The 22605-nt window shown below is 66.3% G+C and carries 21 protein-coding genes and 1 pseudogene; 6 read left to right on the forward strand and 16 right to left on the reverse strand.

What is annotated here, in order from left to right:
* On the forward strand, window positions 1–1020 hold the full coding sequence (locus tag C1O66_RS16215) for a GlxA family transcriptional regulator (protein WP_102768834.1): 1020 nt from the start codon (window positions 1–3) through the stop codon (window positions 1018–1020).
* A gap of 76 nt (window positions 1021–1096) precedes the next feature.
* Here the strand turns inward: C1O66_RS16215 and C1O66_RS16220 are convergent, their stop codons facing one another.
* Window positions 1097–1855 carry a hypothetical protein gene (locus tag C1O66_RS16220; RefSeq protein WP_102768835.1) on the reverse strand — a complete coding sequence of 253 codons (759 nt, stop codon included), beginning with the start codon at window positions 1853–1855 and terminating at the stop codon, window positions 1097–1099.
* 57 nt (window positions 1856–1912) lie between these two features.
* Between C1O66_RS16220 and C1O66_RS16225 the strand changes: the two genes are divergently transcribed.
* From C1O66_RS16225 to tnpC, 3 genes and pseudogenes are all read left to right on the forward strand, one after another.
* Window positions 1913–2266 carry a transposase gene (locus C1O66_RS16225; protein WP_102768836.1) on the forward strand — a complete coding sequence of 118 codons (354 nt, stop codon included), beginning with the start codon at window positions 1913–1915 and terminating at the stop codon, window positions 2264–2266.
* A 5-nt stretch (window positions 2267–2271) separates the two neighbouring features.
* A complete protein-coding gene (tnpB, locus tag C1O66_RS16230; protein ID WP_133155249.1) occupies window positions 2272–2592 on the forward strand; it encodes an IS66 family insertion sequence element accessory protein TnpB in 321 nt (106 codons plus the stop codon).
* Window positions 2593–2648: 56 nt separating this feature from the next.
* Window positions 2649–4201 (forward strand): annotated as a pseudogene (gene tnpC, locus C1O66_RS16235) (IS66 family transposase).
* Between the two features lie 36 nt (window positions 4202–4237).
* Here the strand turns inward: tnpC and C1O66_RS23950 are convergent.
* The 15 genes from C1O66_RS23950 to C1O66_RS16305 form a co-directional block, all read right to left on the reverse strand.
* The gene (locus C1O66_RS23950; RefSeq protein WP_165794640.1) at window positions 4238–4390 is read right to left on the reverse strand and encodes a hypothetical protein; all 153 of its coding nucleotides are present in this window, start codon (window positions 4388–4390) and stop codon (window positions 4238–4240) included.
* 168 nt (window positions 4391–4558) lie between these two features.
* Window positions 4559–8182, reverse strand: a complete 3624-nt coding sequence (locus C1O66_RS16240) for a bifunctional diguanylate cyclase/phosphodiesterase (RefSeq protein ID WP_102768838.1) — start codon at window positions 8180–8182, stop codon at window positions 4559–4561.
* 15 nt (window positions 8183–8197) lie between these two features.
* Window positions 8198–9019, reverse strand: coding sequence for an alpha/beta fold hydrolase (locus C1O66_RS16245; RefSeq protein ID WP_102768839.1), 822 nt, complete (start codon window positions 9017–9019; stop codon window positions 8198–8200).
* Between the two features lie 220 nt (window positions 9020–9239).
* Window positions 9240–9584 carry a low molecular weight protein tyrosine phosphatase family protein gene (locus C1O66_RS16250; protein WP_102768840.1) on the reverse strand — a complete coding sequence of 115 codons (345 nt, stop codon included), beginning with the start codon at window positions 9582–9584 and terminating at the stop codon, window positions 9240–9242.
* Window positions 9585–9604: 20 nt separating this feature from the next.
* A complete protein-coding gene (locus C1O66_RS16255; protein ID WP_102768841.1) occupies window positions 9605–10114 on the reverse strand; it encodes an endonuclease V in 510 nt (169 codons plus the stop codon).
* Between the two features lie 27 nt (window positions 10115–10141).
* Window positions 10142–10558 carry a DUF3592 domain-containing protein gene (locus tag C1O66_RS16260; RefSeq protein WP_102768842.1) on the reverse strand — a complete coding sequence of 139 codons (417 nt, stop codon included), beginning with the start codon at window positions 10556–10558 and terminating at the stop codon, window positions 10142–10144.
* A 7-nt stretch (window positions 10559–10565) separates the two neighbouring features.
* A complete protein-coding gene (locus tag C1O66_RS16265; RefSeq protein WP_102768843.1) occupies window positions 10566–10829 on the reverse strand; it encodes a hypothetical protein in 264 nt (87 codons plus the stop codon).
* Window positions 10830–10989: 160 nt separating this feature from the next.
* A complete protein-coding gene (locus tag C1O66_RS16270) occupies window positions 10990–11406 on the reverse strand; it encodes a hypothetical protein (protein ID WP_133155250.1) in 417 nt (138 codons plus the stop codon).
* 120 nt (window positions 11407–11526) lie between these two features.
* Window positions 11527–12738, reverse strand: coding sequence for a serine hydrolase domain-containing protein (locus C1O66_RS16275; RefSeq protein WP_102768845.1), 1212 nt, complete (start codon window positions 12736–12738; stop codon window positions 11527–11529).
* A 105-nt stretch (window positions 12739–12843) separates the two neighbouring features.
* On the reverse strand, window positions 12844–13599 hold the full coding sequence (locus C1O66_RS16280) for a ubiquinone/menaquinone biosynthesis methyltransferase (RefSeq protein ID WP_102768846.1): 756 nt from the start codon (window positions 13597–13599) through the stop codon (window positions 12844–12846).
* Between the two features lie 139 nt (window positions 13600–13738).
* Window positions 13739–14104 (reverse strand): GFA family protein, encoded by a 366-nt coding sequence (locus C1O66_RS16285; RefSeq protein WP_102768847.1) that lies wholly within the window; start codon window positions 14102–14104, stop codon window positions 13739–13741.
* Between the two features lie 68 nt (window positions 14105–14172).
* Window positions 14173–14430, reverse strand: a complete 258-nt coding sequence (locus C1O66_RS16290) for a helix-turn-helix domain-containing protein (RefSeq protein ID WP_102769694.1) — start codon at window positions 14428–14430, stop codon at window positions 14173–14175.
* An 11-nt stretch (window positions 14431–14441) separates the two neighbouring features.
* Window positions 14442–16511, reverse strand: a complete 2070-nt coding sequence (locus tag C1O66_RS16295; protein WP_102768848.1) for a DEAD/DEAH box helicase — start codon at window positions 16509–16511, stop codon at window positions 14442–14444.
* A 92-nt stretch (window positions 16512–16603) separates the two neighbouring features.
* Window positions 16604–18043 (reverse strand): sensor histidine kinase, encoded by a 1440-nt coding sequence (locus C1O66_RS16300; RefSeq protein WP_102768849.1) that lies wholly within the window; start codon window positions 18041–18043, stop codon window positions 16604–16606.
* Window positions 18040–18705 carry a response regulator transcription factor gene (locus C1O66_RS16305; RefSeq protein ID WP_102768850.1) on the reverse strand — a complete coding sequence of 222 codons (666 nt, stop codon included), beginning with the start codon at window positions 18703–18705 and terminating at the stop codon, window positions 18040–18042. Before C1O66_RS16305 ends, C1O66_RS16300 begins: the two co-directional genes overlap by 4 nt.
* A gap of 216 nt (window positions 18706–18921) precedes the next feature.
* Here C1O66_RS16305 and C1O66_RS16310 point away from each other — a divergent pair, with 216 nt between their 5' ends.
* Entirely contained in the window at window positions 18922–19641 is a 720-nt protein-coding gene (locus C1O66_RS16310; RefSeq protein WP_102768851.1) for a chitinase, read from the forward strand.
* Between the two features lie 162 nt (window positions 19642–19803).
* Complete coding sequence (locus C1O66_RS16315) at window positions 19804–22485, forward strand: TonB-dependent receptor (protein WP_165794641.1); 2682 nt, start codon at window positions 19804–19806, stop codon at window positions 22483–22485.
* Window positions 22486–22605 lie beyond the last annotated feature (120 nt).

Here is a 22605-nt window from a genome sequence, read left to right on the forward strand (position 1 = left end):
ATGCCATCTTCAATTCGCCGCACGGCCGCAAGCCCACCCTTCACCCTGGGCCTGCTGCTGTTCGAGGGCTGCATGCCGGCCGGACTGTTCGCCGTGGCCGACTTGCTGCGCGCGGCCCATCTGCGCGCCGGCCGGGAGTTGATGCGCTGGCGCTGGTTGACGGTGGATGGCCGGTCGGTGAATGGAATCAGTGGTGGAATCGAGGGCGGGCCGACGCTGACTCCCGAGGGCGCCTTGGTCGACAGCGCGGATGAACTCGATGCTCTGCTGCTGCCCGGCCTCTGGGTCAGTTCCCTGGAAGGCTTGCAACAGACCCTGCAGGCCCGCCGTGCCGAGATCGCCGCCCTGCGCGCCTTGCCTGCCCGCTGCGCGCTCTGGAGCTATTGCGCAGGCGTGCCCTTGCTGGCCGCCAGCGGCCGGCTGCAGGGTCAGGCGGCCACGGCCACCTGGTGGCTGGCGCCCCATCTGCAAGCGCTGTTCCCGCAGGTGGCCTGGCAGTTCGACGAGGCCCTGGTGGACAGCGACCGCACGGTCACTGCGGCCGGTGCCAACGGCTACCTGGCCCTGATGCTGGATCAGCTGGCGCGCCGAATGGAGAGTGAGAGCCTGCGCGAGGTGCAGGAGGTCTTGATGCTGCCCCAGCCGCGCCAGCGCCACCCGGCTTTTGCCGCGGTCAGCCTGATGGCCCTGCGCGAGCCCTGGTTGCGCGAGCTGCTGCTCTGGGCCCAGCGCACCCCGGCCGAGGCGCTGACCGTGGCGGCCGCCGCAGCGGCGCTGAAGCTGTCACCGCGCACCCTGAGCCGACATGTGCAAGCTGCCACCGGCCTGCCCGTCGCCACCTGGCTGCGCCGCGTCAAGCTGCGCCAGGTGGCCGAGCGCCTCTCGCGCGGCCCCGAGCCGCTGAAGCGCCTGGCCGAAGATCTGGGCTTCAGCAACGAGGCGGCTCTTCACCGCATGTTCAAGCAGACGACGGGGCTCACGCCGCAGGGCTATCGGGGGCAGTATCGGCAGGGTGCCTAGAACGTCTGCGCCAATCGGCTTTCAGCCGAACCCAACCATTCGCGGGCGGGCAGGCCCTCAGTTCCTGCCGGCGAGATCAAGGACCTACAGACGCCTTCGCCTTGGCGGCGTCTGCAATCTTCTGCGCCGCGGCCTGGGCGGCGGCGGCCTGCGCGCTGTTGGGTGCGGGCATCTTGATCTGGCCGCTCTTGCCGAGGGCTTGCAGGTGCTGCGGCCCGCCCGCGGAGAGCAGACCGAAGGCGAGCAGATAGCTGAGCCGCTCCTCGTAGCTGAGGCCCCAGGCGGCGTCCGAGAGCCCCGCATTGATCAGGGTCATGTGTTCGCCTGCATTGGCGTCGCGCCGGATCGCACTGCGCAGCTCTGCTTGCAGGGCCGCGTCGGCCTGCTCGAAACCCTGATCGCCGGCATAGGCCGCGCCCGCACCGGCGATGCCGCCGCGCATCGCCCGCAAGGCCAGCTCTGGCAGCAAGGCCTGGTGTGGCGCCGTGACGGTCTGGCAGCGGCGCGCTTCGGCCTGTGCTTCAACGATCAGCCGCGTCATGACCTCAGGTACGGCGCCGTCGTCTCTCGCTTGCTGGTAGGCCTGCAGATCCGAGGCGTTCTGGCGGCAAGCCTGCAGCCAGGCCACAGCTTGCCATGCGGCCTTGGGGCTTGCGCCGTCACGGGCGCGGTCGATGTGCGGGCCGTAGCCCTCCGAGCCAATCGGTGAAGCCTCAGGCCGCCGTGCCTGCTCCCCGGGCGCTGAGGCCGCCAAGGCAGCGTTGCCAACAGGCAAGGCCGCAGGCGCTGCGAGCACGGCTTCCGCTGCCTTGGGGTAAGCGTCCAGCCAAGTCATCTTGAATCCGTCGTGCGGAACGGGAAGGATCGTGTCCACGTAGCTTAGGTGGACACGATGACGAGCGAGAAGACAGACACGAGACGGCGCTACAGCGCGGCGACGAAGGCGCAGGTGTTGGCCGAATGCCGCGAGCCGGGCATGTCGGTGGCCAAGGTGGCGATGGCCCATGGCATCAACACGAATGTCGTGCACCGCTGGCGGCAAATAGCCCGGGAGGGCGGCAAGGCCGAGTCCCTCGGCGGAACAGGCGAGTTCATCGCCTTGCCGCTTGCAGCAATGGCCGTGCCTGACAAGGCACCGGCAGACATCCGCGTTGAACTGCGCCGCGGTTCGCTCACGATGAACGTCAGCTGGCCGGCCAGCGCCGCGGCGGACTTCGCCGCCTGGACCCGCGAGCTGCTGCGGTGATCCGGGTGGACGCGATCTGGCTGGCCTGCGAGCCACTGGACATGCGCGCTGGCACCGAGACGGCGCTGAGCCGCGTGGTCCTGGTCTTCGGCGAAGCCCGGCCACACCACGCCTACCTGTTCGCCAATCGACGTGCCAACCGGATGAAGGCGCTGGTGCATGACGGCATCGGCATATGGCTGGCGGCCCGGCGCCTGAATGCCGGCCGCTTCATCTGGCCCCAACACGGCGGCATGTTGGCGCTCACCAAGGCGCAGTTGGACGCGCTGGTGCTGGGCCTGCCCTGGCAGCGCATCGGCGAGGCCGGCGTCATCACCGTGCTGTAGGACTGCTCGTCCATTGCGGCATCTGCCGATGGCCAGGGGTGGCCTGGCCAGGCACGATGCCCTGCGTGATCGCCGACGACCTTGACGCCCTCGATGTCCAGCAACTGCGCGCCGCCTTGCGCGCGGCGCGGGCCGATGCGGCCTTCAAGCAGGTCGTCATCGACAAGCTCACGCACGAGAACGCCATCCTCAAGCGGTTGAAGTTCGCCGCGCAAAGCGAGAAGTTCTGCGCCGAGCAGAAGAGCCTGCTGGACGAGACCCTGGACAGCGATCTGGCGGCGGTGGCGGCGGAGATCGAGGCCCTGCAGCCAGGCAAGGCGGCGAGCGAGCGCCAGCAGCCCCGGCGCGAGAAGCAGCCGGCGCACCTGCCGCGCCGCGAGGTTCGCCACGAGCCCACAGACACCACCTGCGGCTGCGGCACGCCGATGCAGCGTATCGGCGAAGACGTGGCCGAGAAGTTGGACTACCAGCCCGGCGTCTTCACGGTCGAGCGCCATGTCCGTGGCAAGTGGGTGTGCAAATGCTGTGCTGTGAGCGCATCGTGCAGGCGCCGGTCGATCCGCACGTCATCGACAAGGGCCTGCCCACCACAGGGCTGCTGGCGCAAGTGCTGGTGGCCAAGTACCTGGACCACCTGCCGCTGTACCGCCAGGAAGCCATCTTCGAGCGAGCCGGGCACGCCATCGCGCGCTCGACCCTGGCGCAGTGGGTGGGCGAATGCGGCGTGCAGTTGCAGCCGCTCGTCGATGCGCTGAGCGCCGAGTTGCTGCGTCAGGGCGTGCTGCACGCGGACGAGACGCCGGTGGCCATGCTCAAGCAGGCGCAGCTGAGGGACGGCAAGACGCATCGCGCCTACCTGTGGAGCTACTGCACCACGCAGTTCAGCGCCTTGCAGGCCGTCGTCTTCGACTTCGCCGACAGCCGGGGAGGCCAGCATGCGCGCGACTTCCTGGGCCTGTCGGGGGCGAACGACCAGCCCGGCTGGCAAGGCAAGCTCATCTGCGACGACTACGCCGGCTACAAGGCCTGCTTCGAGCGGGGCGTGACGGAAGTGGGCTGCATGGCGCACGCCCGGCGCAAGTTCCACGAGCTCTGGGCCAACCACGGCAGCCAGGTCGGCGAGCAGGCGCTGAAGTTCTTCGGCCAGCTCTACGACATCGAGCGCAGCGTGGTCGATGCCGGCAGCGAGGCCAGGCTTGAAGCCCGGAGCCAGGCCAGGACCGTCGCCGACGCACTGCATCAGTGGCTGCGGCTGCAGCGGCAGAAAGTACCCGACGGCTCGGCCACGGCCAAGGCCATCGACTACAGCGTCAAACGCTGGGCGGCGCTGACGCGCTACCTGGACGACGGCGATCTGCCCATCGACAACAACTGGGTGGAGAACCGCATCCGGCCGATTGCGCTGGGGCGGCAGAACTGGCTCTTCGCCGGCAGCCTGCGTGCGGGCAAGCGGGCTGCGGCCGTGATGAGCCTCATCCACTCGGCCAAGCTCAACGGGCTTGACCCCTACGCCTATCTGCGCGATGTGTTGGAGCGGCTGCCGACGACGCCGGCCAGTCGCGTCGCCGAGTTGCTGCCGCATCGCTGGCAGCCGACCTCGATGGGCTGACCTCGACATTGTCGTCAAGACGGGTTGGCCGGACGCTTACGCCTTGGGCGCTGTCGCCATGGCTTGTTCTTCTTTGGGCATCGGCACGGTGTCGTTGCTGGCGGGCCACCAGAACCACGCGCCCAGGGCCAGAGCGCCGATGAGTACGAGGGACGTGGCGGCGCGGGTCGGAAAGGGAATCGAAGACATGTCCGTCCAAACGGGGCTTGTAGAAGGCGCTGAGGTGCGGAGCGTATAGGGGGAAGCTCAGGCCAGAAATTCTCACACTGGCCCGCCCGCCCGCTGCTCCATTCAAGCCTTGTTCTTCGCCAGGCGCGCGACCAGATTCATGAGCGTGGCGCAGCGATTCTTTGTTCTTCAGGTGACTGCTTGTGCCCTGGCTTCTAGCAAGCCGCTGATGGGCTCGGGTTGGTGCAGAAGATAGCCCTGCGCATAGTCCACCCCGATGGCCTGCAGGCGATCCAACACGTCCGCCTTGTCCACGAACTCGGCCACGGTCTTCAAGCCCATGAGCCGCGCGACATCGATGAAGCAGCGAACTGCAGCGTCGTTCAGCGGGTCACTGACCAAGGTGCGGATGTACTGTCCGTCGATCTTGAGGTAGTCCACCGGCAAGGCCTTCAGATAGCCGAAGGAGGAGGCGCCCGCACCAAAGTCGTCCAGCGAAACCTTCACCCCGGCTGCTCTGACCTGCTCGATGAAGACCGCCGCGTCGGCGAGGTTGGTCACCGCAACGGTTTCGGTGATTTCAAGGCTCAGCTTGGAACAGACCGCGGGACCCAGCTGGGCGAGCAGTTCGCAGGCCCAGGCATGGAAGGCCCGGTCTCCGACCGACTGGCCTGAGAGGTTGACGCTCAGACTCTCGATGCGCTCGGGCGAAGCCAGGTTTCGCAGCCACTGCGCCGATCGGCTCAGCACCCAACGATCCACCCGCGAGACCAAATGAAAACGTTCGGCCGCTGGCAGGAAGGAGCCAGGCTGAACCAGGGTTCCATCCGCGTTGCGCATGCGCAGCAGGACCTCAGCATGAATGCCTTGCGCCTGCCCTTTCAGGCATTCGATGCGTTGCGCGAACAGCTCGAAACCATCGCCATCCAGCGCGCTCTCGATTCTGGAGGTCCACTGGATCTCGTGGCTCCGGGCGCGCATGGCGGCGTCGCTGTCGAACCAGGCGTGGACACGATTTCGACCTGCTTCTTTGGCGGCGTAGCACGAGGTGTCCGCGGCCTGCTGGATGGCCGCGGTGCTGGACCAGCGCTTGTCCACGGGCACAAGGCCGATGCTGGTGCCAATGCGGAAGCGCCGGTCCTCGTGGACGAAGCGGAAATCATCCATGCGGTCGCAGATCTTTTGAGCGACGCGATTCGCCTGCTCCATCGTGCAGTGTTCCAGGATGATCGCGAACTCATCACCGCCGAGGCGAGCCAGGGTGTCGCGAGTGCGCACGGCATCGGCCAGCAGCTTGCTGACCTGTTGCAGCAGCTGATCGCCGATCGCATGGCCGCAGGCATCGTTGACCAGTTTGAACTGATCCAGATCGATGTACATCAGCGCGTGATGGCTGTCGTTCTCCTGCGCTTGGCGCAGCGTGCGCAGCATGCGAGTCTCAAACTCGGCCCGATTGACCAAGCCGGTCAGCGCGTCGTGGGTGGCGCGATAGGTCATCTCGCCGCTCAAGCGCCGCTGCTCGCTGACGTCATGGAACACCAGAACGACGCCCAGCATCTCTCCCTGCGCGTTCAGGATGGGGGCGGCAGAGTCTTGGATGCCGTACTCGGTGTTGTCCCGCGAGATCAGGATCGTCTGGTGGGCCAAGCCGACGATGCGGCCTTCGGCCATGCATGCGGCCACCGGATCAGGTGCGGGTTCGCGGGTTTCTTCGTTGAGGATCTGAAAGACCTGCAGCAGCGGCCGGCCCAGCGCCTCCGAGGACAGCCAGCCCGTCATCCGCTCGGCCACGGGATTGAGCCAGTTGATCAAGCCTGCGGCGTCGGTCGTGATGACCGCGTCACCAATGGACTCCAAGGTGACCCGCATCAATTCATGCTGTTCCGCCAACTCTGCGCTGAGGCGCAGCACGACCTCGTCGCGGCGTTTGCGCTCGGTGATGTCGATCTGGATGCCGAACACCCATTCCGGGCGTCCGTTTGCCGTGCGCGTGATCAGCCGCCCGCGGTCCTCGACCCAGATCCAATGACCGTCGCGGTGGCGAAGGCGCACCTCAGCCACGTAGGCGTCACTGTTCCCCTTGAAATGCTCGCGCAGGAGCTTTCGCGTCAGAGGCAGTTCGTCGGGGTGTGCAATCTCGGCGCGGAACTGATTCGTCACAGCGCCGATCTCTTCGACGGACCAGCCCAGGATGGCGGCCCAGCGCGAGTTGACGATCACCTCTCCTGTCTGAACGTTCCACTCCCAGGTGCCAGCGTTCGTGCCTTCGATCAGATTGCGCAGGCGCTCGTGTTCCTTGGCGAGTTCTCGCTCGGCACGCCGACGCAGCGTCACGTTCTGCACCACGGTCAGACTGCGAACCGGTTGGCCTTCCTCGTCGCGCTCGAGGATGGCCGACATCAGCACATCCACGAGCTCGCCCGTCCGCGTCACCATCTGATACGCCACGTCGTCGCAGCGGCCGGTCGCAAAGAAACGAGGAAGAACCTCTTGCCCCGAGTGAATGCGGGACTCTTCAGTCAAAAAGTCTGCGGACGGCCGCCCGATCACCTCCTCGCGGCGGTAGCCCAGGCAAGCCAGCCAGGCATCACTGACGTGCAGCAAGCGGCCTTGGGCATCGATCGAATGCAGCATGGCCGGCGTGGTTTCGTACATCGCTTGCAAGCGGTCTTGCGCCAGTTCCAGCGCCAGTTGCTGTTCGCGGCGCTGCGTGATTTCCTGGACGGTCCCGCGCAGGCCGGTGATTTGGCCCGACATGCCGCGAACGGTTTCGCCGCGGGCCTCCAGCCAGCCGCCCTGGCCGCTGGGCTGACGGTAGCGAAGCTCCAAGGTGTAAGGCTCGCCGGTCTGCAGCGTGCGCCCCACCTGTTCGCCGAGCCTGGCGTAGTCCTGCGCTTCGTAGAGGCTGGCCTGCTCTGCGAAGCTTGGGGCGGGCGCCTTCGGGTCGCAGCCCAAGATGGCATACATCTGCGGCGACCAGACGACCCGGTCACCGTCCACACGCCAGCTCCAACTGCCGGTCTGCCCCAGTCTCTGCGCCTCTTCGAGTGCGAGCTGCGTCGACTTGAGGGCGGTGACATCACTGACTGTCGCGAAGAAGCCTTGAACCTCCCCGTTGACGACGTCCGGTATGTAGTGAGCCCAGGTGTGGCCGATGCTGCCGTCGGCTTTGGTCAGTTGGCGCTCAAACTGTTGTTCCTGGCCCGCCAGCGCGCCTTCGATGTAGACCGCATTCAAGCCGAACACATGCTCGCCCAGCAGGTCTCTCAGCGACACACCCAGCAACTCATCGGGGCGCCGTCCAAACCAGTCCTCATACGCTTTGTTGGCGAAGCGGCAGCGCAGATCCTTGTCCCAGTAGGCGACCAGCCCTGGAATGGCGTCCGTGATGGCCTTGATGAAGCGCTGGCTCTCGACGAGTGCTCGATTCGTCGCTTCCGCCAGATTGCGCTGCTCGACCAGTTCGGCCTCGAAGCGGTGGCGATCTCGCGCGGCAAACAGGGTCCAGTAGTACGCCGGCTGGCCCAGATGCGCACCCAGCCTGCAATTCAACAGCACGGGCACGCGCGTGCGGTCGGCGCAGCTCAGCTGCAGGTGAATCTCCTGAATGCGCCCATCGCGCAGCAGGGTCGGCCACACATGGGTTTGCAAGAAGATGCGGCCGGCGGGCGGCAGCAGGTCTTCGATCGACGCACCGATGCGGCTCTCGCGCGAGCCGCCCGCCAGGATCAGAAGCTCAGAGTTGACGTCCAGTACGCGGCCCGTTGCAGCCGTGATCACCACGGCGCAAGGCAGCTCGTCCCACGGCGTCATGGCGAAGGCTTCACATCAGGCGGCTGAGGCGGCGGTGGACGAAGCCAGGTACTCCTGCATCGCCTCGATCACCAGTGCGGGGTTGCTCATGTGTGCGCAATGACCCTCAACCTCAAGGATGCGCAAGGTGCTTGCCGGCATGTGGGCGTGCAGATACTCACCGACGCTCACGGGGGCCAGGTTGTCGCGGTGGTGCTGCAAGAGCAGCGAGGGCCGTGGCACCTTGGGCAGGTCCGCGCGGTTGTCCGCAAAGAAGGTGGCGCGCGCGAACACACGGGCCACCGCAGGGTCTGTGGAGCAAAAGCTGTCGTTCAGGGTGCTCGCCACTTCGCCTGCTCCTGAGGCGCCGGCGACGACAGGCGCCAGGTACTGGGCCCAGCCCATGTAGTTCTGGTCCATCAGGGCCAGCAAGCCCTCCAGATCTTCGCGTTCGAAGCCACCGAAATAGCCGGGCGGATCGTTCAGGAAGCAAGGCGATGGGCCCAGCAGGATGAGTTGGCTGAACAGCTCAGGCCGCGCGATCGATGCCAGCATGCCAATGCTGCAACTGACGGAATGGCCAACGAAGGTCACCCCTTCGTGCAGCCCCAGCGCGTCGCAAACCTCGACGACGTCTCGGGCGTAGCCACTCAGCTCGGTGTATCGCTGGGTGTCAAAGGCGGCACGATCCGAGTGGCCGCTGCCGACGTAATCGAACAGCACTTGACGGTGCGTGCCGGCAAAGGCGGGCGTGACGCGGCTCCACATGTCCTGGTTGCAGCCGAAGCCATGGGCATAGAGCAGCACGGGCCCGGTCTCACCGATGACCCTGACATTGCTTCGCTTCAAGATGTTCATGGAACGCTTCCTGGTCAAACGGGCCGGCCAAGGGCACGACCAGCAGTTGCTCGTTCTGCTCTGCAGTTCAAGGGCAGGCTGCGCGCAGTTTGAGCAAGATTCTGCACTGGGCGGCTCGCTGGTATCAGTGAAAGAGCTCTCCTTTCCCATGCGATCAATATGAGTGGGCACGGCAGAGATGCACTGGCCCCGCGCCAGGGCCGCCCGGTTCTCGGCGCGCTCAGGCAGATCGCTCAGCGGCCCGCGGCAGAAATCTGTCGACTTTTGCATGGAGCAGCTTGACCAGGGCCGGGTCCATGAACTTGTAGTTGTCGGGGATGTTCAGGCAGATCACACGCTTGCCGAGCAGATGGGGCTTGAAGTCACGGGCCAGTTTGTCTTTGTGGCTGCGTTCCATCACAAAAATCAGGTCTGCCCACGCCAGCAACTCAGGTGTCAGCGGATTTTCAGCGCCATGGTTCAGGCCGGCGGAGCTGCACTCGATGCCAGGATGCTCGGAAAAGATCTGCTCGGCCGTGGGGCTGCGCCAGCGGTTCATGCTGCAGATGAAGAGAACGCCTTGCATGGTCTTGACGCCGGCCGCAGTCAGTCCTTGTTCTTCGCCAGGCGCGCGACGAGTTTCATGAGCGTGGGCACGCGCTTCCTGCCGTGCATGGCCCGCAGGCGAGCCTTGGCCGCGCCGATGTCGATGCCCGCGCAGGTGACCAGCAGCGGCTGCGTCTCCTCCTCCCGCATCACCTCGAACTGTGCGGTCAGGCCTGGCAGGCGCTTTTTCGAAACGCCGACGATGGGCACGCTGCCGCCCAGTGCGTGAAAGATGTGCTGGCCCAGGCCCGGCGTTTCGTCGGCATCCAGATGCACAAAACCGTCGATCAAGATGAGCTCTGGCTCCAGCTTGTGCTCGCGCAGCAGTTGCATCACGCAGGGCAGCTCGCGCAAGTCCAGCATTCCCCGGACCGCCGGCTCGACATGGGCGATGCGCGAGAGGTAAGTGCGGGTCGCTTCCGCCGCATCCCAGGCGTCGAAAGCCACCGCAGCAGCCCTGGCACGGGTCGCCTGCGCGTCCTCGAAATGTACAGCCACGATGAGTTTCATGCGGGATTGATGATGAGTCGCGGTGACTCAGATGCTGGAAGCGCTTGCCAGGGCGACCGCGAGGAATCCGATGGAGCCGAAGAAGAGCAAAAGTGCCGAGGAGAACCACAACTCCAGCCAGGTTCCGATCTTCGCCTTGGGCTGGCGCCCCGACCGCTCGATGAGCAGCACCGGCACGGCCTGGCCCAGCTTGGGGCTTATCTTGGGCGAGGTGGCCACACTGCTCCGCAACTGAGCGCGCTGCCCCGTTGAAAGCTCGAACTCCACGCGGTAGTAGCGTCGCTTGCGTCCAAACATGCGGTAGCAGTGTTCGCTGACGACTCGCCCCTCCACCTTGCGCGCGCGCCCCACGAACACCAGCTGCCGGATGGCAGCCGCCAGGCCAGCTGGCAGCATGGCGATGCTCACCAGGACCAAGATGCCGATGGCAAAGCTGCTGCTCAAGGCGAACTTATCCAGCCGCCTGCTCTTTGAGCAGCCGCCAGCCGAAACCGAAGAACCCGAGGCCCACGGCCATCCAGAGCAGGCCGCCCACCCACATCCCCGCGCGGTCGCCAAGCAGCTCTGTGAACAGCAGGCTCAGCCCACAGATGGCTTTGCAGCTGCTGCCGGATGCCTGGAGGGGCCGACCCAAAAGAGCCGCCAGCCCCATCAGGATGGCTGCAGCACCGAGCGTGATGGCAAACCAGGCGAAGAGTTTGGTTTCGCGTTGCATGGGATGGAGCGGTATCGGGCGGGCTGGATGGATGAATGGATCGAGTCGGGATGGACGCTGATTTGGTCTGTTATGCCAGTGTGGATCCCTGATGCGAAAAGTCATGTCCGGTCGCTGTGCGCAATGTCGACTCGACTTGTTCAGTCGTTCAGTCACTTACTCACTCACCGACCAGACGGCTCACATGCAGTGCCAGCAGCGTGCAAGAAGATCCCGGCTGCGACGAAGCCTGGAGTTCGTAGCGTGCACCGCCTTGCGTGATGGCGAGCGCCCAACTGGCCTCGAACGGGGCGCTTGTTTGCAGGGCGGTCGGCGCGACAGACTGCCGGGTGGACAGACCCGCAGTCTGACGCGGCTGCGGAATCACTTCCTGGACCGAGCCCAGCGGGCGCGCCAAGTCCTCGAGGGCTCGGGCCAGGCTCACCTTGTCCTTGGGCTCGGCGAACATCGCCGCCAGCTCGTTGAACTGTCCCTGCGACAGCTGCTGCGCGGCCTGTAGGGCGCATGAGTCGGCGGCATATGAGGCCATAGGGATCACCGCGGCCAGACCGGCAACTGCAAGTGGTGAACGAATCATGAACTCTCCCTCGCCTCAACGGGCTCTGCTTGTGGCGCCATTTTATGGGCGAGCGCGGGTCGGGCGGTTTGAGCCTTCCTTCTTTCAGCGCAGTCCTGAGACCAATCGTCCGGACGGGATTCAAGGTTCCGGCGACCAGAACTTCATGTCGCCATACTCCCAGGTCCAGGGCAGGCCGGTTTCGCCCAAGATGGACCGCACCAAGGCCGGAAACGCGGGCTCGGCGCGCACGTCGTTGGAGAGCATCACCAGGCAGCGCTTCTTTGCTTCGATGCAGACCCACATATTGGCCGTGGAGTCGTTGTGCCCGCCTTTGAAGAAGCCAGCACCTTGCGGCCCGGTGAACGCGATCACCCCCAGCCCAGCGCCGAGTGATGGAAAGGCCGTCGTGGCGAGGGTCGGCTGGAGCGAAGGGAATTGGCTGCGCGTGGTGATCGGGAGTTGCGGCCGGGTCAGCTCGGCGCGCGCCGCAGCGCTCAGGCCATCGCCGCGCACATAGCTGGCGGCAAGAAGGCCCATATCGGCAATGCTGGTGTCCATGGAGCCCGAGACGCGCACCCGGCTGCGCTCGTCGTGAGGCTCCGGCAGCCCGTCCAGGGTGAAGCCGTCGGCCAGATTGGGCCGAAAGTCGGGACGCCAGATCAGGCTGCTGCGGCTCATGCCGTTTGGCGCAAAGATCCGCCGATTCATTTCCGCACCGACATCCAAGCCCAGACCCTGCTCCAGCACGAATTGCAGCAGGATCAGCCCATCGCCGGAGTAGGCATAGCGGCTGCCCGGTTCGAAGTGAATGCGCAGCTGCTGGTCCGGTTCCAGAAAGTAGAAATTGGCAAAACCGCTGCTGTGCGTGAGCAGCATGCGAGCGGTCAACCGGCGCCAGCGCTCATCGCGGGCCAGGCCCGCAAACGCGGAGTAGCGCCGCACGATGTCCGGCGAGGCATAGCTTGGCAGCGGCTGCGGCAGGTAGTTCGCCATCGGCACATCCAGGCCCAGTTTGCCTTCTTCGACCAACTGCATCACCAGATAGCCGAAGGCGGCCTTGGTCAGCGAGGCGCCGTACATCACGGTGTCTTCCTGCAGCGGGTCGCCGCTGGCGTTGCGCACGCCGTAAGCCTTGGTGAACACCAGCTGGCCGTCGTCGACCACAGCCAGCGCGAGCCCCCGGGTGCCGGTGGCGGCCATGGCAAGCCGCACTGTGTCGTCTAGGCTTTGGGCGTGAACGGAGGGCTGGGGCGAGATCACCGGTGTTTGGACGCAGCCTGACAGGGCGAAGGCAAGGAGCAGCAGGGTGGCTGCGCGGCGTGGCCATGCGCAGGGAGTCAGAGTTGGCATGGGGTCCTTGACCTTGTACTTGTCTTCGTCGGCAGCACGCCGCAGGGCCAGAATGAAATGAGGCCCGTAGAGGTGATGCCGGTACGGGTCCGATTGAGTGACTGGCTAGGCACCGTTTTCCTCGCTCGGCGAACGGGCGGTATGAATGGCGACGATACCAAGCGACAGCCGTTCGAACACAACGTTTTCGAAGCCCATGTTCTCCAATTCTTCGGCCAGACCTTCAGCAGTTGGAAATTCTCGAATGCCTTGCAGCAAATACTTGTACGCAGAAGCATCGCCGCCAGTCGCCAGCCAGCCTAGAACCGGCATGCAAACGGACATGTATGCCAAGTACACACGGTGCAAGACTGCCCAGGGAATGTTGGAAGCCTCCAGAATGATGAGACGACCACCAGGCTTGAGCACTCGCAACGCCTCCTGCAACGCAAGGCGTCGGTTGCAGATCTTCAGGCCGAGGGAAATCGAATAGGCATCGACGCTATGCGTCGGGACCGACGGCATGTTCTCGGCGTCCAATAGCTTTAGAACGACTGCAGCGGAATGCCTACTCAACCGTTCCCCTGCGATGGCAAGCATCTTTGCGCTCACGTCCGACGCCAGGATCGTTCGCCCTTCGACGCCTTCCTGCGTCAAAACGCGAAGAATGATGTCACCAGTTCCAGTGGCGCCGTCAAGGAGAACATCCCAGTTCTCGCTAGCGATCCGCCGCGCGACTTTCCGCTTCCACAGGCGATGAATGCCAAAGCTGAAAGCGTCACAAAGTCTGTCGTACCGCGTGGCGATGCGGCCGAATATGTCGTCCGCCTGCCATTCAAACTCAGCGGCATTGTCGAGTGCGGATGATTCGCGGACGGTCATGTGGATGTCTAACTTGTTATCTGCCGATCACTAGCGAATTCTGCCCAAGCTTGGGTTCAGCAAGTCGCGCGCGGGTTAGCCAACTTAAAGTTCAAAAATAGCTTCTCCCTGAGCGACCACACTGGCCCGGCGGAGCATCTCACTCTTCCAAGAACTTCCACGTTTCCGCCCCGTCGAACCTGCGAATTCGCACCGAGGCGATCAAGGCCGGGTCGAAGTTGCCCAGATGCACGCCGTGCTTGCCGCCCGGCTCTGCGGAGATCGGCTCCCAGTGCGTCACGCAGCCACAGTGCCGGCAGCGCATGGTGCGCAGGGTTTTGTCACCCTGGACGTAAGCCTGCATGGCATCAGGCGCCGCATCAATCGTCACCGTGCCCCACTCGAAATACACCCAGGGGCCGCCGACTCGTCGACACAGCGAGCAGTTGCAGGAGGTGGCCGTTTCGGGCGTGGCAGGCAAGGTAAGGCGGACGGCGCCGCAGTGACAGGAACCGGTGTGCTGCATGCGGGCTTGTCCTTGTGTGAAGTGCGGGAGTTCAGCAGGTAGGCACCGCGCAGCGTTTGACTTGCGTTTCAGTGGCTGCCTGGTGGCTGAAGCGTCACCGCCAAGCCATACAGCGCCAACAAGCCCAGCATGTGGCCCACCGACACCCCGGGTTCCCCAGACTCAATCCGGGCAATGGTCTGCACATGCACGCCAAGGCGGGTGGCCGCGGTGGCCTGGCCTTCGCCGGCGGCGAGCCGGGCCTGCTTGGCGGCCGCGCCGAGGGCGCGGATGGAGGACAGCGCTTGTTCGTCGATGTCCACGGAGATGCGTTTGCCTTGTGCCATGGCGGGCATTGTCACCCGGCTGAGGCCTGCGCTTGGGCGAGCGCTTTGGCACGCCAGAAGGCCACATCGATGGGCACGGCCGCGCCGCTGCGCTCGTTGATCAAAACGAGCTGGCGGCCGTCGGGGCTGAGCTGGCTGATCTCGCCGCTCAGACGGCCGGCGCTGACGCGCAAACCGAGCGCATTGGCGGGGAAGCCGGGCTGGGCGGCCAGCTCCAGCAGGGCGTGCACGGGCCGGGTGTCGCCGGCCAGGCGCAGGCGCTGGACGATGGGTGCCAAAAACGGGTTGTGGGCGCTGTCGCCCGGCGCCAGAAAGACGATCAACTTCGCCTGCGCGCGGCTCCAGGCCACATTGAACAGGCGCTGGGCTTCGTCCGTTTGCAAAAAGGGCTGGCTGCCGTCCACCGGGTCGAAGAGCAGCACCGGCGCCTCGCTGCCTTGGGCGCGGTGCACGGTGCTGACCTTGATCTGCGCTTCGGGCAGGCCGCGGGCGCGCAGGCGCTGGCGGATCAGGGCGCGCTGGGCGCGGAAGGGCGTCAGCACCACCAGCTCATGCGGCTGCCAGCCGCCGCCGGGGTCTTCGGCCAGAGCGGTTTCGATCATGTCGGCAATCGCCTCGGCCGATTCGCGCCGCAGCGGCCCGCGGTCGGCGGCCGACCAGGCGCCCGAGGCGCGCATGGTCTGCACATGGATGTGGGTCTCGGCCGGCACCTCGGCGAAGCGGCGCTGGCGCGCCTGCAGCCAGGCGGGCGAGGCGCTGGCGTCCGCCGCCACGCGCAAAGCGCCCTCGTAAAAGAGCTGGCTGACCAAATCGCTGATGGGCGCGGCCATGCGCGATTGCTCGTCCAGCAAGGCCAGGGCCGGGCCCTGGCGCGGCATCTCGGCGAATGCGGAGCGGCCCAGCCAGCGGCGCGCCTCGCGCTCGCGGCTGCGCAGCACGGGCGAGAGCTGCTGCGGGTCGCCCGCGAACAGCCATTGCCGGCCCAGCGGCATCAGCACCAGGGCATGGGCCAGGCTGACCTGGCTGGCTTCGTCGAAGACCAACAGGTCGAAGGGCGGGGTGCTGTCGTCCTGGCCTTCGGGCGCCAGGGCGCGCAGGGTCTTGAGCGTGAAGGCGGCGCGGGTGGTGGTCATGGCCGCCAGGCGGCAGCGCTGCAGCACTTGCAGCGAGGAGGCGCGCAGCTGTTCGCGCAGGTCTTGCACGCGGTCGTGCCAGGCTTTCAGCGCGCTGGCCTCGCCCGCGCTGGCGCGGCCGCTGGGCCGGGCGGCCTCGGCGCGCGCCAGGCGCTGGATCAGCTCGCGGTCCTGGGCCGGGATCAGGTGCTCGCGGCCCTCAAAGGCCGCCGCGTCGAAGCGGGTGCCCAGGCGCTGCACGCTGGCGCGCAGGGACTCGCGTCGGCCTTTCTCCAGCGCCTTGTCCACCGCCAGCGTGGCCAGGTCCACGGCCTGGTTGGTGCTGGAGAGCAGCAGCACGCGGGCCTGTGGGCGCTGCTCCAGGTATTCGGCCAGCATCACGCCCAGGGTGGTGGTCTTGCCGGTGCCGGGCGGGCCCCAGAGGAAGGCGGCTTGCTGCTGCAGCAAGCCCAGGGCCTGGCGCTGGCCCGGGCGCAGCCAGCGAAACGGTGCACCCGTCAGCAGCGGGCCCTCGGGCCAGGCGGCGGGCCGCTGCAGCGCCGGCAGGCAGGCCAGGGCGCGCTCGGCCCAGGGCGTGTCCCACCAGGCATCGCTGACGGCCTTGAGGAAGCGGCTGGGGTAGAGGCGGATCAGGGCGTCCGGTCCGGGCGGCGGGCTGCTGGCGTTTTGCAGCAGCAGCTGGTCATCCTCGGGCAGCACGGCCAGCACGCTGGCGCCGCCTTTGACCGGCGCGCCCCACCAGGCGGCGGCGCCGTCCAGGCTGTCATCCAGCAGGCTTAGGGCCGAGGCGGTGCCCGGGCGCTGGCCTTCAGCGAACACATAGCCCGGCTCCAGGCTGACGCGCCAGAGCGTGCCCTCGCGCTCGCTGCGCAGGACCTTGAAGTCGTAGTACTCGGGCGTGGCCGCCAGTTCGGCGTGCAGCGCCGCGCGGAGGTCGGCCAGGCTCATGGGCTGGGGAGGGCGAAGAAGGCGGGGCGGGGGAGGGCGGCACTATAGCGGCGCGAGGTCGCTGCTGCCGCTGCCGCGCTGTCCTACCGGGCTCAGGCCTCGCCCGAAGGCGCGGGCGGGCTGCTCGACGCGCCAGCCTCGCGCGGGAAGCGCACGGCCACGCCCAGGCCGCGGCCCTCCAGGCCGGTGCCCAGCTGCACCCGTGCGCCATGCTGGGCGGCGGCGCGCTCGACGATGGCAAGGCCCAGACCGCTGCCATGCTGCTCCTGGCCTGGGATGCGGTAGAAGCGCTCAAACACCTTGGCCTGCAGCTCGGCCGGGATGCCCGGGCCCTGGTCCAGCACCTCCAGCTGCACGGCCTCGGGCGTGTCGCTGATGCGCACCAGCACATGGCCGCCGGCGGGCGAGTACTTGATCGCGTTGTCCACCAGGTTGTCGATCAGGGCGCCGACCGATTCGCGGTTGACGCGCAGCCAGCATTCCTCGGGCGCCTGCAGCTCCAGCTCGATCTGGCGGCTCAGGGCCATGGGGCTGGCCAGCACCACGCGGTCGCTGACCAGGGCCACCAGCTCATGCTCGCGCTGGGCCATGTCCAGCGCATCGGCGCCCGAGCGGGCCAGGGCCAACAGCTGGTGCACGGTGTGGGTGGCGCGGTCCACGCCCTGGCGCAGGCGCTGGGCCGATTCGGCGCGGCGCTCGGTGTCCTGGCCGCCGTCCAGGGCCTCGGCGCTGAGCTTGACCACGGCCAGCGGTGTCTTGAGCTCATGCGCCGCGTCGAGCAGGAACTCGCGCTCGCGCTCCAGGCGCAGCTGCAGCCGCGCCATCAGCGAATTGACGGCATTGACCAGGGGCGCCAGCTCCACATAGGGCGAGTCGGGCAGGGGTGAGAGGTCCTTGGCCGAGCGCTGCGAGATCTGCTGGCCGATGCGCTGCAGCGGCGCAAAGCCTAGGCGGAACAGCAGCCAGACCGGCAGGATCAGCAGGGGCAGGCCGTAGAGCAGGGGGCGGGCGTAGTAGCTGAAGCCGGCCACGGAGAAATGCCAGTCGCCCGGCTTCTCCTGCCAGCGGCGCACGATCAGGCCCTGCTCGGGCTCGCTGGCCTCGGCGTAGAGCCAGCGCGAATCGCTGGCGTAGACGCCCTCTTGCGGCGGGCTGCGGTCGCGGCCGCTGAGGTCGGGGTCGCGGCGCAGCAGCAGGCGGCCTTCGTGCCAGACCTGCAGCAGGTAGAAGGGCGGACGGTGGCCTTTGTGGCGCCATTCGTCGCGCAGCAGGCCGTCCAGCTCGGCCATGCGCGCCTCCAGCGCTTGAGGCTGGTCCAGCCGGGGCAGGGCTTGCAGCTTGGCCAGCTCGGCCCAGAGCTGGTTCTCGGCCTGGCCGTTGCGGCTTTGCAGCAGGCCGATGTCGATCAGCTCGCGGGCGATCAAGGCCGCCCAGGTCAGGAAGATGACCGCAAACACCGCGCCCAGGCTGCGCCGGAACAGCGAGCGGTGGGCGGGGCGGCGGGTGGCCGGCGCGGCAGCGAGCAGGCTCACGCGTTCTGCTCGATCAGGTAGCCAATGCCGCGCACGGTGCGGATATAGCCCTCGCCGATCTTGCGGCGCAGATTGGAGATGTGCACATCGAGGCTGCGGCCGTCGGTCTGGTTCAGGGTCTTGCTCTCCAGCTGGCGGCGCGTGACCACGCGATCGGGCAGCTTGAGCAGGGTCAGCAGGATGGCGAACTCGGTGCGCGAGAGGTTGATGCGCTCGCCGCCGCGGCTCAGCACCATGCGGTGCTCGTCCAGCACCAGGTCCTTGATCTGCCACTGGTGGGGCGAGTCATCGCCTTCCTCGATGCCGGCACGGCGCGCCACGGCGCGCAGCCGGGCCAGCAGCTCGGGGCCGGCAAAGGGCTTGACGAGGTAGTCGTCGGCGCCGCTGTCCAGGCCGCTGAGCCGGTCTTCGATGCTGTCGCGCGCGGTGATGACGATCAGGGGCAGCTTCTTGTCCGCCTGGCGCAGGCTGCGCAGCAGGTCCATGCCGTTGCCGTCGGGCAGGCCCAGGTCCAGCACCACGGCATCGAACTCCTGCTCGGCCGTCCAGAAGCGGGCATCGGCCACGCGGCGCAGCCAGATCACCTCGTGCTGGGCGTCCTGCAGCAGGGCTTGCACCGCCCGGCCCAGTTCCAGATCGTCTTCGACCAAACAGATTTTCATGATGGTGCGGACTCTAGCAATGCTTGGCCGCTCTGCGGCAGCCGGTGCTTTGGGGGTCTCGATCTGGTCTTAAGGAGGTCTTAACAGTCTCTTTGCGCGCTGTGTAGGCGGGTGGGCGGATAGTGCAATGCAGACGCTGAGCCAGGCTGTGTGCCTGTGCAGGGCGGTGCTGCATTCCACAGCCCATTCTTCCACCTTCATCTCATTGTGTTCGGCATGACGACTTCGCTGCAATTGCTCGTGACAAGCCTGCTGGCGCTGGCGGCCCCGGCGGCGGCGCTGGCACAGGGCCAAGCTCAGGCTCAGGCTCAGTTTCTGCCCAGCCCGGCGCAGTTCGATCAGCTCTTCCCCGAACGCATTGCTTTCTACAGCTACGAAGGCTTTGCCGAGGCTGTACGCCAGACCCCGGGCTTTGCTGCTCGCGGCAGCGAGCAGCAAAAGCGCCAGGAGATGGCGGCTTTTCTGGGCCAGATCGCCCATGAGTCCGACCAGCTCAAGGCCCAGCGCGAATACCGCCGCGAAAACTGGGACCACTACTGCCGCCGCGACGATGGCATCGGCTGCGCCCCGGGCCAGCAGTACTACGGTCGCGGCCCCATCCAGCTGAGCTGGAACTACCAGTACAAGGCCGCCGGTGATCACCTGGGCCTGGACCTCTGGGCCGACCCCGACCGCGTGGCGCGCGATTCCAAGGTGGCCTGGCAGACGGCGCTGTGGTACTGGATGACCCAGCCCGGCGTGGCGCCGCAGTCGGCCCACGAGGCCATGTGGGCCGGCAAGGGTTTTGGCGCCACCACCCGCGCCATCAACGGCGTGATCGAGTGCGACAAGGGTGCCGACCCCGACACCTTGCGCAAGCTGAACCGCCGCATCGATTTCTACCGCCGAGCCAGCACGCTGCTGGCGGTGCCGCTGAGCGAGCCCCTGGGTTGCTGAGCGCCAGGAACGAATCACGGAAGGACCGATGGCATGAACGAGTGAAGACAAGGGACACAAAAGCAAGAAGTGGATGAGTCAGTGTTGGAGCAGTTGGCCGACCCTTGACGTGATGGAACCGAGACAAACGATCTTTCGCACAAACGCATGGAGACAACAAGCATGAGCCCCGCTGAACCCCGCGCACAACGCCTGATGAAACCCACCGCCCTGGCGGCCGCCGCCTTGGTGAGCCTGCTGAGCCTGCCGGCCCTGGCCCAGACCGCCGATGCCGGCAAGGACGACAAGAAGGACGCCAAAAAGGTCGAGAAGACCGAGCTGCCCCAGGTCACCGTGACCGCCACCCGAGTCAGCACCGACGCGCTCAAGACGCCGGTGTCGGTGACGGCCCTGCAGGCCGACGACCTGGTGCGCGAGAACGTCAAGGAACTGCTCAATCTGAGCGGCTACGTGCCCAATCTGCAGCTGGGCCTGTCCAGCGGCGACTCGGGCGTGCTGGCCTCCATCCGCGGCGTGACCTCGACCAACTTCACCGAGATCGGCGACCCGGCCGTGGGCATCCATATCGACGGCATCTATTCGCCGCGGCCCCAGGGCTCGCTGGCGCTGATGTTCGACCTGGACCAGGTTGAAGTGCTGCGCGGTGCCCAGGGCACGCTGTTCGGCCGCAACTCCACCGCCGGCGTGGTCAACATCATCCCGGCCAAGCCCGACTTCAAGAGCAACTACGGCTGGGCCTCGGTGCAGCTGGGCAACTACAACGCCAAGCAGCTGCGCGCCGTCCACAACCAGAGCTTTGGTGACAACTTCGCCCTGCGCGCCGCCTTCATGGTGGACAAGCGCAACAGCTACATCGACCAGGAGCAGGACCTGCGCGACCGCGGCGTCAAGCTGCCCACACCCGATGGCAAGGGCAAGTTCACGCCCGATGGCAAGCCCGACACCGACCAGCGCCTGAACCGCAAGGTCGATGCCTCGGATGCCTACGGCAACTCCGACCAGTGGGCCGCCCGCCTGACGGCGCGCTGGGCCATCAGCAAGGCGCTGGAATGGACCGGCGGTTTTGAGCACTACCAGAACAGCGGCGCCGGCGAAGTGGGCCTGAAGGATTGCGAAATGGCCGAAGGCACCAAATGGGCCTGCGGTCCCAAGGGCCAGTGGAGCGCCATCATCAATGTGCCCGGCAAGATCGACATGACCATCGACACCGTGCGCAGCAACCTGGTCTGGAAGCTCGATGAGCAAACGGAGCTGGGCTACAAGGTCGCCTACGCGGTGCAGAAGCGCGCCCAGCACCACGACGACGACGGTGGCCAGGCTTGGCTGGACAGCGAGGTCGACATCATGCAGCCCTGGGGCAACTGGGGCCGCCAGCACGCCATCGATCAGGCCAGCTACACCCTGGACTCCAACTACAAGTCCTGGGTTCATGAGTTCCAGCTCAAGCAGCAGACCAAGAACTGGCGTTATGTGGCCGGCGCCTTCTTCTTGAACGAGAAGAACGCGATCAACTTCGCCCAGGACAATCTGGTCGCTGCGCCCTATGCCATGCCGCAAGGCCAGTTCTATGCCCAGCCCGATCGCCAGATCGAATCCAAGGGTCTGTTCGCCCAGGGCGACCTGGCCCTGACAGACCGCCTGACGGCCACGGCCGGTGTGCGTTTCAGCCGCGACAAGCGCAGCGACAACGGCGGCATCTCCGCCGGCCTCTGGGATGCCAGCACGCCCTGGTACTACAACGGCAAGTACAAGCCCGGCTGCGAGCCCGGCCTGTGCACCCCGCACAACGGCACGGACCTGACCCTGGGCATGGGCCCCTTCGCCGGCCTGGGTGTCTACCCCGAGCCGGTCGTCAACAGCTACAGCAAGAGCTGGAAGAAGACCACCTACCGCTTCGGCATGCAGTACGACCTGAGCAAGACCGATATGGTCTTCGCCTCCATCGCCACCGGCTATCGCCCGGGCGGCTTTGGCGACAAGTTCGACACCTGCGGCGGCGGCGAATGCGTGGACGGCGGCAGCAAGAAATACAGCTTCCTGGACTACGGCCCCGAGACCACCAAGAACTTCGAGCTGGGCTACAAGGGCCGCCACTTCGCCAACAAGCTGGAGCTGAGCGCCACCTACTTCAACACCCAGTACAAGGGCATGCATGTGACCGGCTCCACCGCCGTGGGCCAGAAAAAGCTGACCCGCACCTGCGCGGACTGGGAACCGGCCTGCGATGTGGTGAACGCCTGGAAGACCGAGAACATCGGTGACGCCAAGATCCAGGGTCTGGAGCTGGAGTTCAAGCTGCTGCCCTGGACCGGTGGCAACTTCTCGGGCTACTTCGCCTGGCTGGACGCCAAGGTCAAGTCCTACCCGACCTATGACGACAGCTGGATGTGCGGCTACCGCAAGGAGTTCGGCGCGCCCGAATGCGCGCCGGTCTACCTGGGCACCGATCCCAGCAAGCGCGGCCGCCGCATCCTGGACGTGACCGGCCACCAGCTGCCCTACGCGCCCAAGACCTCCTTCGCCCTGAACTACTCGCACGACATGCATGTGGGTGAGTACAGCATCACGCCGACCATCGGCATGCGTTACCAGAGCCGCATGTACTTCACCGTGCGCAATCTGGACAACGACAAGATCGGTGACTTCCAGAAGGCCTACACCAACTGGAATGCTTCGGTTCGCTTCGCGCCCACCAGCGACAAGTGGAATGTCGAGCTCTGGGGTACCAATCTGAGCAACAACATCGTCAAGAACTGGATGGGTCAGGGCATGGCGGGCGGCTACACCTTCAACAGCTACAACCCGCCGCGCATGTTCGGCGTGCGTGCGACCGTCAACTACTGATCGCTCGCAGGCCCCGGGGCGGCTTGAGGGCCGCTCCAGGGATGACCTGTCATGTCTGTGTGTCTCCTCCCTCCGGTCGCCTGCAGCCGGAGGCTTTGAGCGGGCGCTGCCGGGCTGGGA

This window comes from Paucibacter aquatile (genome assembly GCF_002885975.1).
In the GTDB taxonomy this organism is placed as follows: Bacteria; Pseudomonadota; Gammaproteobacteria; order Burkholderiales; family Burkholderiaceae_C; genus Paucibacter_A; species Paucibacter_A aquatilis.

Excerpts from the sequence above, each read along its gene's own strand:
- C1O66_RS16240 (WP_102768838.1), bottom strand. The coding sequence starts at position 8,182 with ATGACGCCGTGGGACGAGCTGCCTTGCGCCGTGGTGATCACGGCTGCA.
- C1O66_RS16270 (WP_133155250.1), bottom strand. The coding sequence starts at position 11,406 with ATGATTCGTTCACCACTTGCAGTTGCCGGTCTGGCCGCGGTGATCCCT.
- C1O66_RS16310 (WP_102768851.1), top strand. The coding sequence starts at position 18,922 with ATGACGACTTCGCTGCAATTGCTCGTGACAAGCCTGCTGGCGCTGGCG.
- C1O66_RS16245 (WP_102768839.1), bottom strand. The coding sequence starts at position 9,019 with ATGAACATCTTGAAGCGAAGCAATGTCAGGGTCATCGGTGAGACCGGG.
- C1O66_RS16250 (WP_102768840.1), bottom strand. The coding sequence starts at position 9,584 with ATGCAAGGCGTTCTCTTCATCTGCAGCATGAACCGCTGGCGCAGCCCC.
- C1O66_RS16215 (WP_102768834.1), top strand. The coding sequence starts at position 1 with ATGCCATCTTCAATTCGCCGCACGGCCGCAAGCCCACCCTTCACCCTG.
- C1O66_RS16225 (WP_102768836.1), top strand. The coding sequence starts at position 1,913 with ATGACGAGCGAGAAGACAGACACGAGACGGCGCTACAGCGCGGCGACG.
- C1O66_RS16275 (WP_102768845.1), bottom strand. The coding sequence starts at position 12,738 with ATGCCAACTCTGACTCCCTGCGCATGGCCACGCCGCGCAGCCACCCTG.
- C1O66_RS16290 (WP_102769694.1), bottom strand. The coding sequence starts at position 14,430 with ATGGCACAAGGCAAACGCATCTCCGTGGACATCGACGAACAAGCGCTG.
- C1O66_RS23950 (WP_165794640.1), bottom strand. The coding sequence starts at position 4,390 with ATGTCTTCGATTCCCTTTCCGACCCGCGCCGCCACGTCCCTCGTACTC.
- C1O66_RS16220 (WP_102768835.1), bottom strand. The coding sequence starts at position 1,855 with ATGACTTGGCTGGACGCTTACCCCAAGGCAGCGGAAGCCGTGCTCGCA.
- C1O66_RS16305 (WP_102768850.1), bottom strand. The coding sequence starts at position 18,705 with ATGAAAATCTGTTTGGTCGAAGACGATCTGGAACTGGGCCGGGCGGTG.
- C1O66_RS16265 (WP_102768843.1), bottom strand. The coding sequence starts at position 10,829 with ATGCAACGCGAAACCAAACTCTTCGCCTGGTTTGCCATCACGCTCGGT.
- C1O66_RS16255 (WP_102768841.1), bottom strand. The coding sequence starts at position 10,114 with ATGAAACTCATCGTGGCTGTACATTTCGAGGACGCGCAGGCGACCCGT.
- C1O66_RS16295 (WP_102768848.1), bottom strand. The coding sequence starts at position 16,511 with ATGAGCCTGGCCGACCTCCGCGCGGCGCTGCACGCCGAACTGGCGGCC.
- C1O66_RS16315 (WP_165794641.1), top strand. The coding sequence starts at position 19,804 with ATGAGCCCCGCTGAACCCCGCGCACAACGCCTGATGAAACCCACCGCC.
- C1O66_RS16285 (WP_102768847.1), bottom strand. The coding sequence starts at position 14,104 with ATGCAGCACACCGGTTCCTGTCACTGCGGCGCCGTCCGCCTTACCTTG.
- C1O66_RS16280 (WP_102768846.1), bottom strand. The coding sequence starts at position 13,599 with ATGACCGTCCGCGAATCATCCGCACTCGACAATGCCGCTGAGTTTGAA.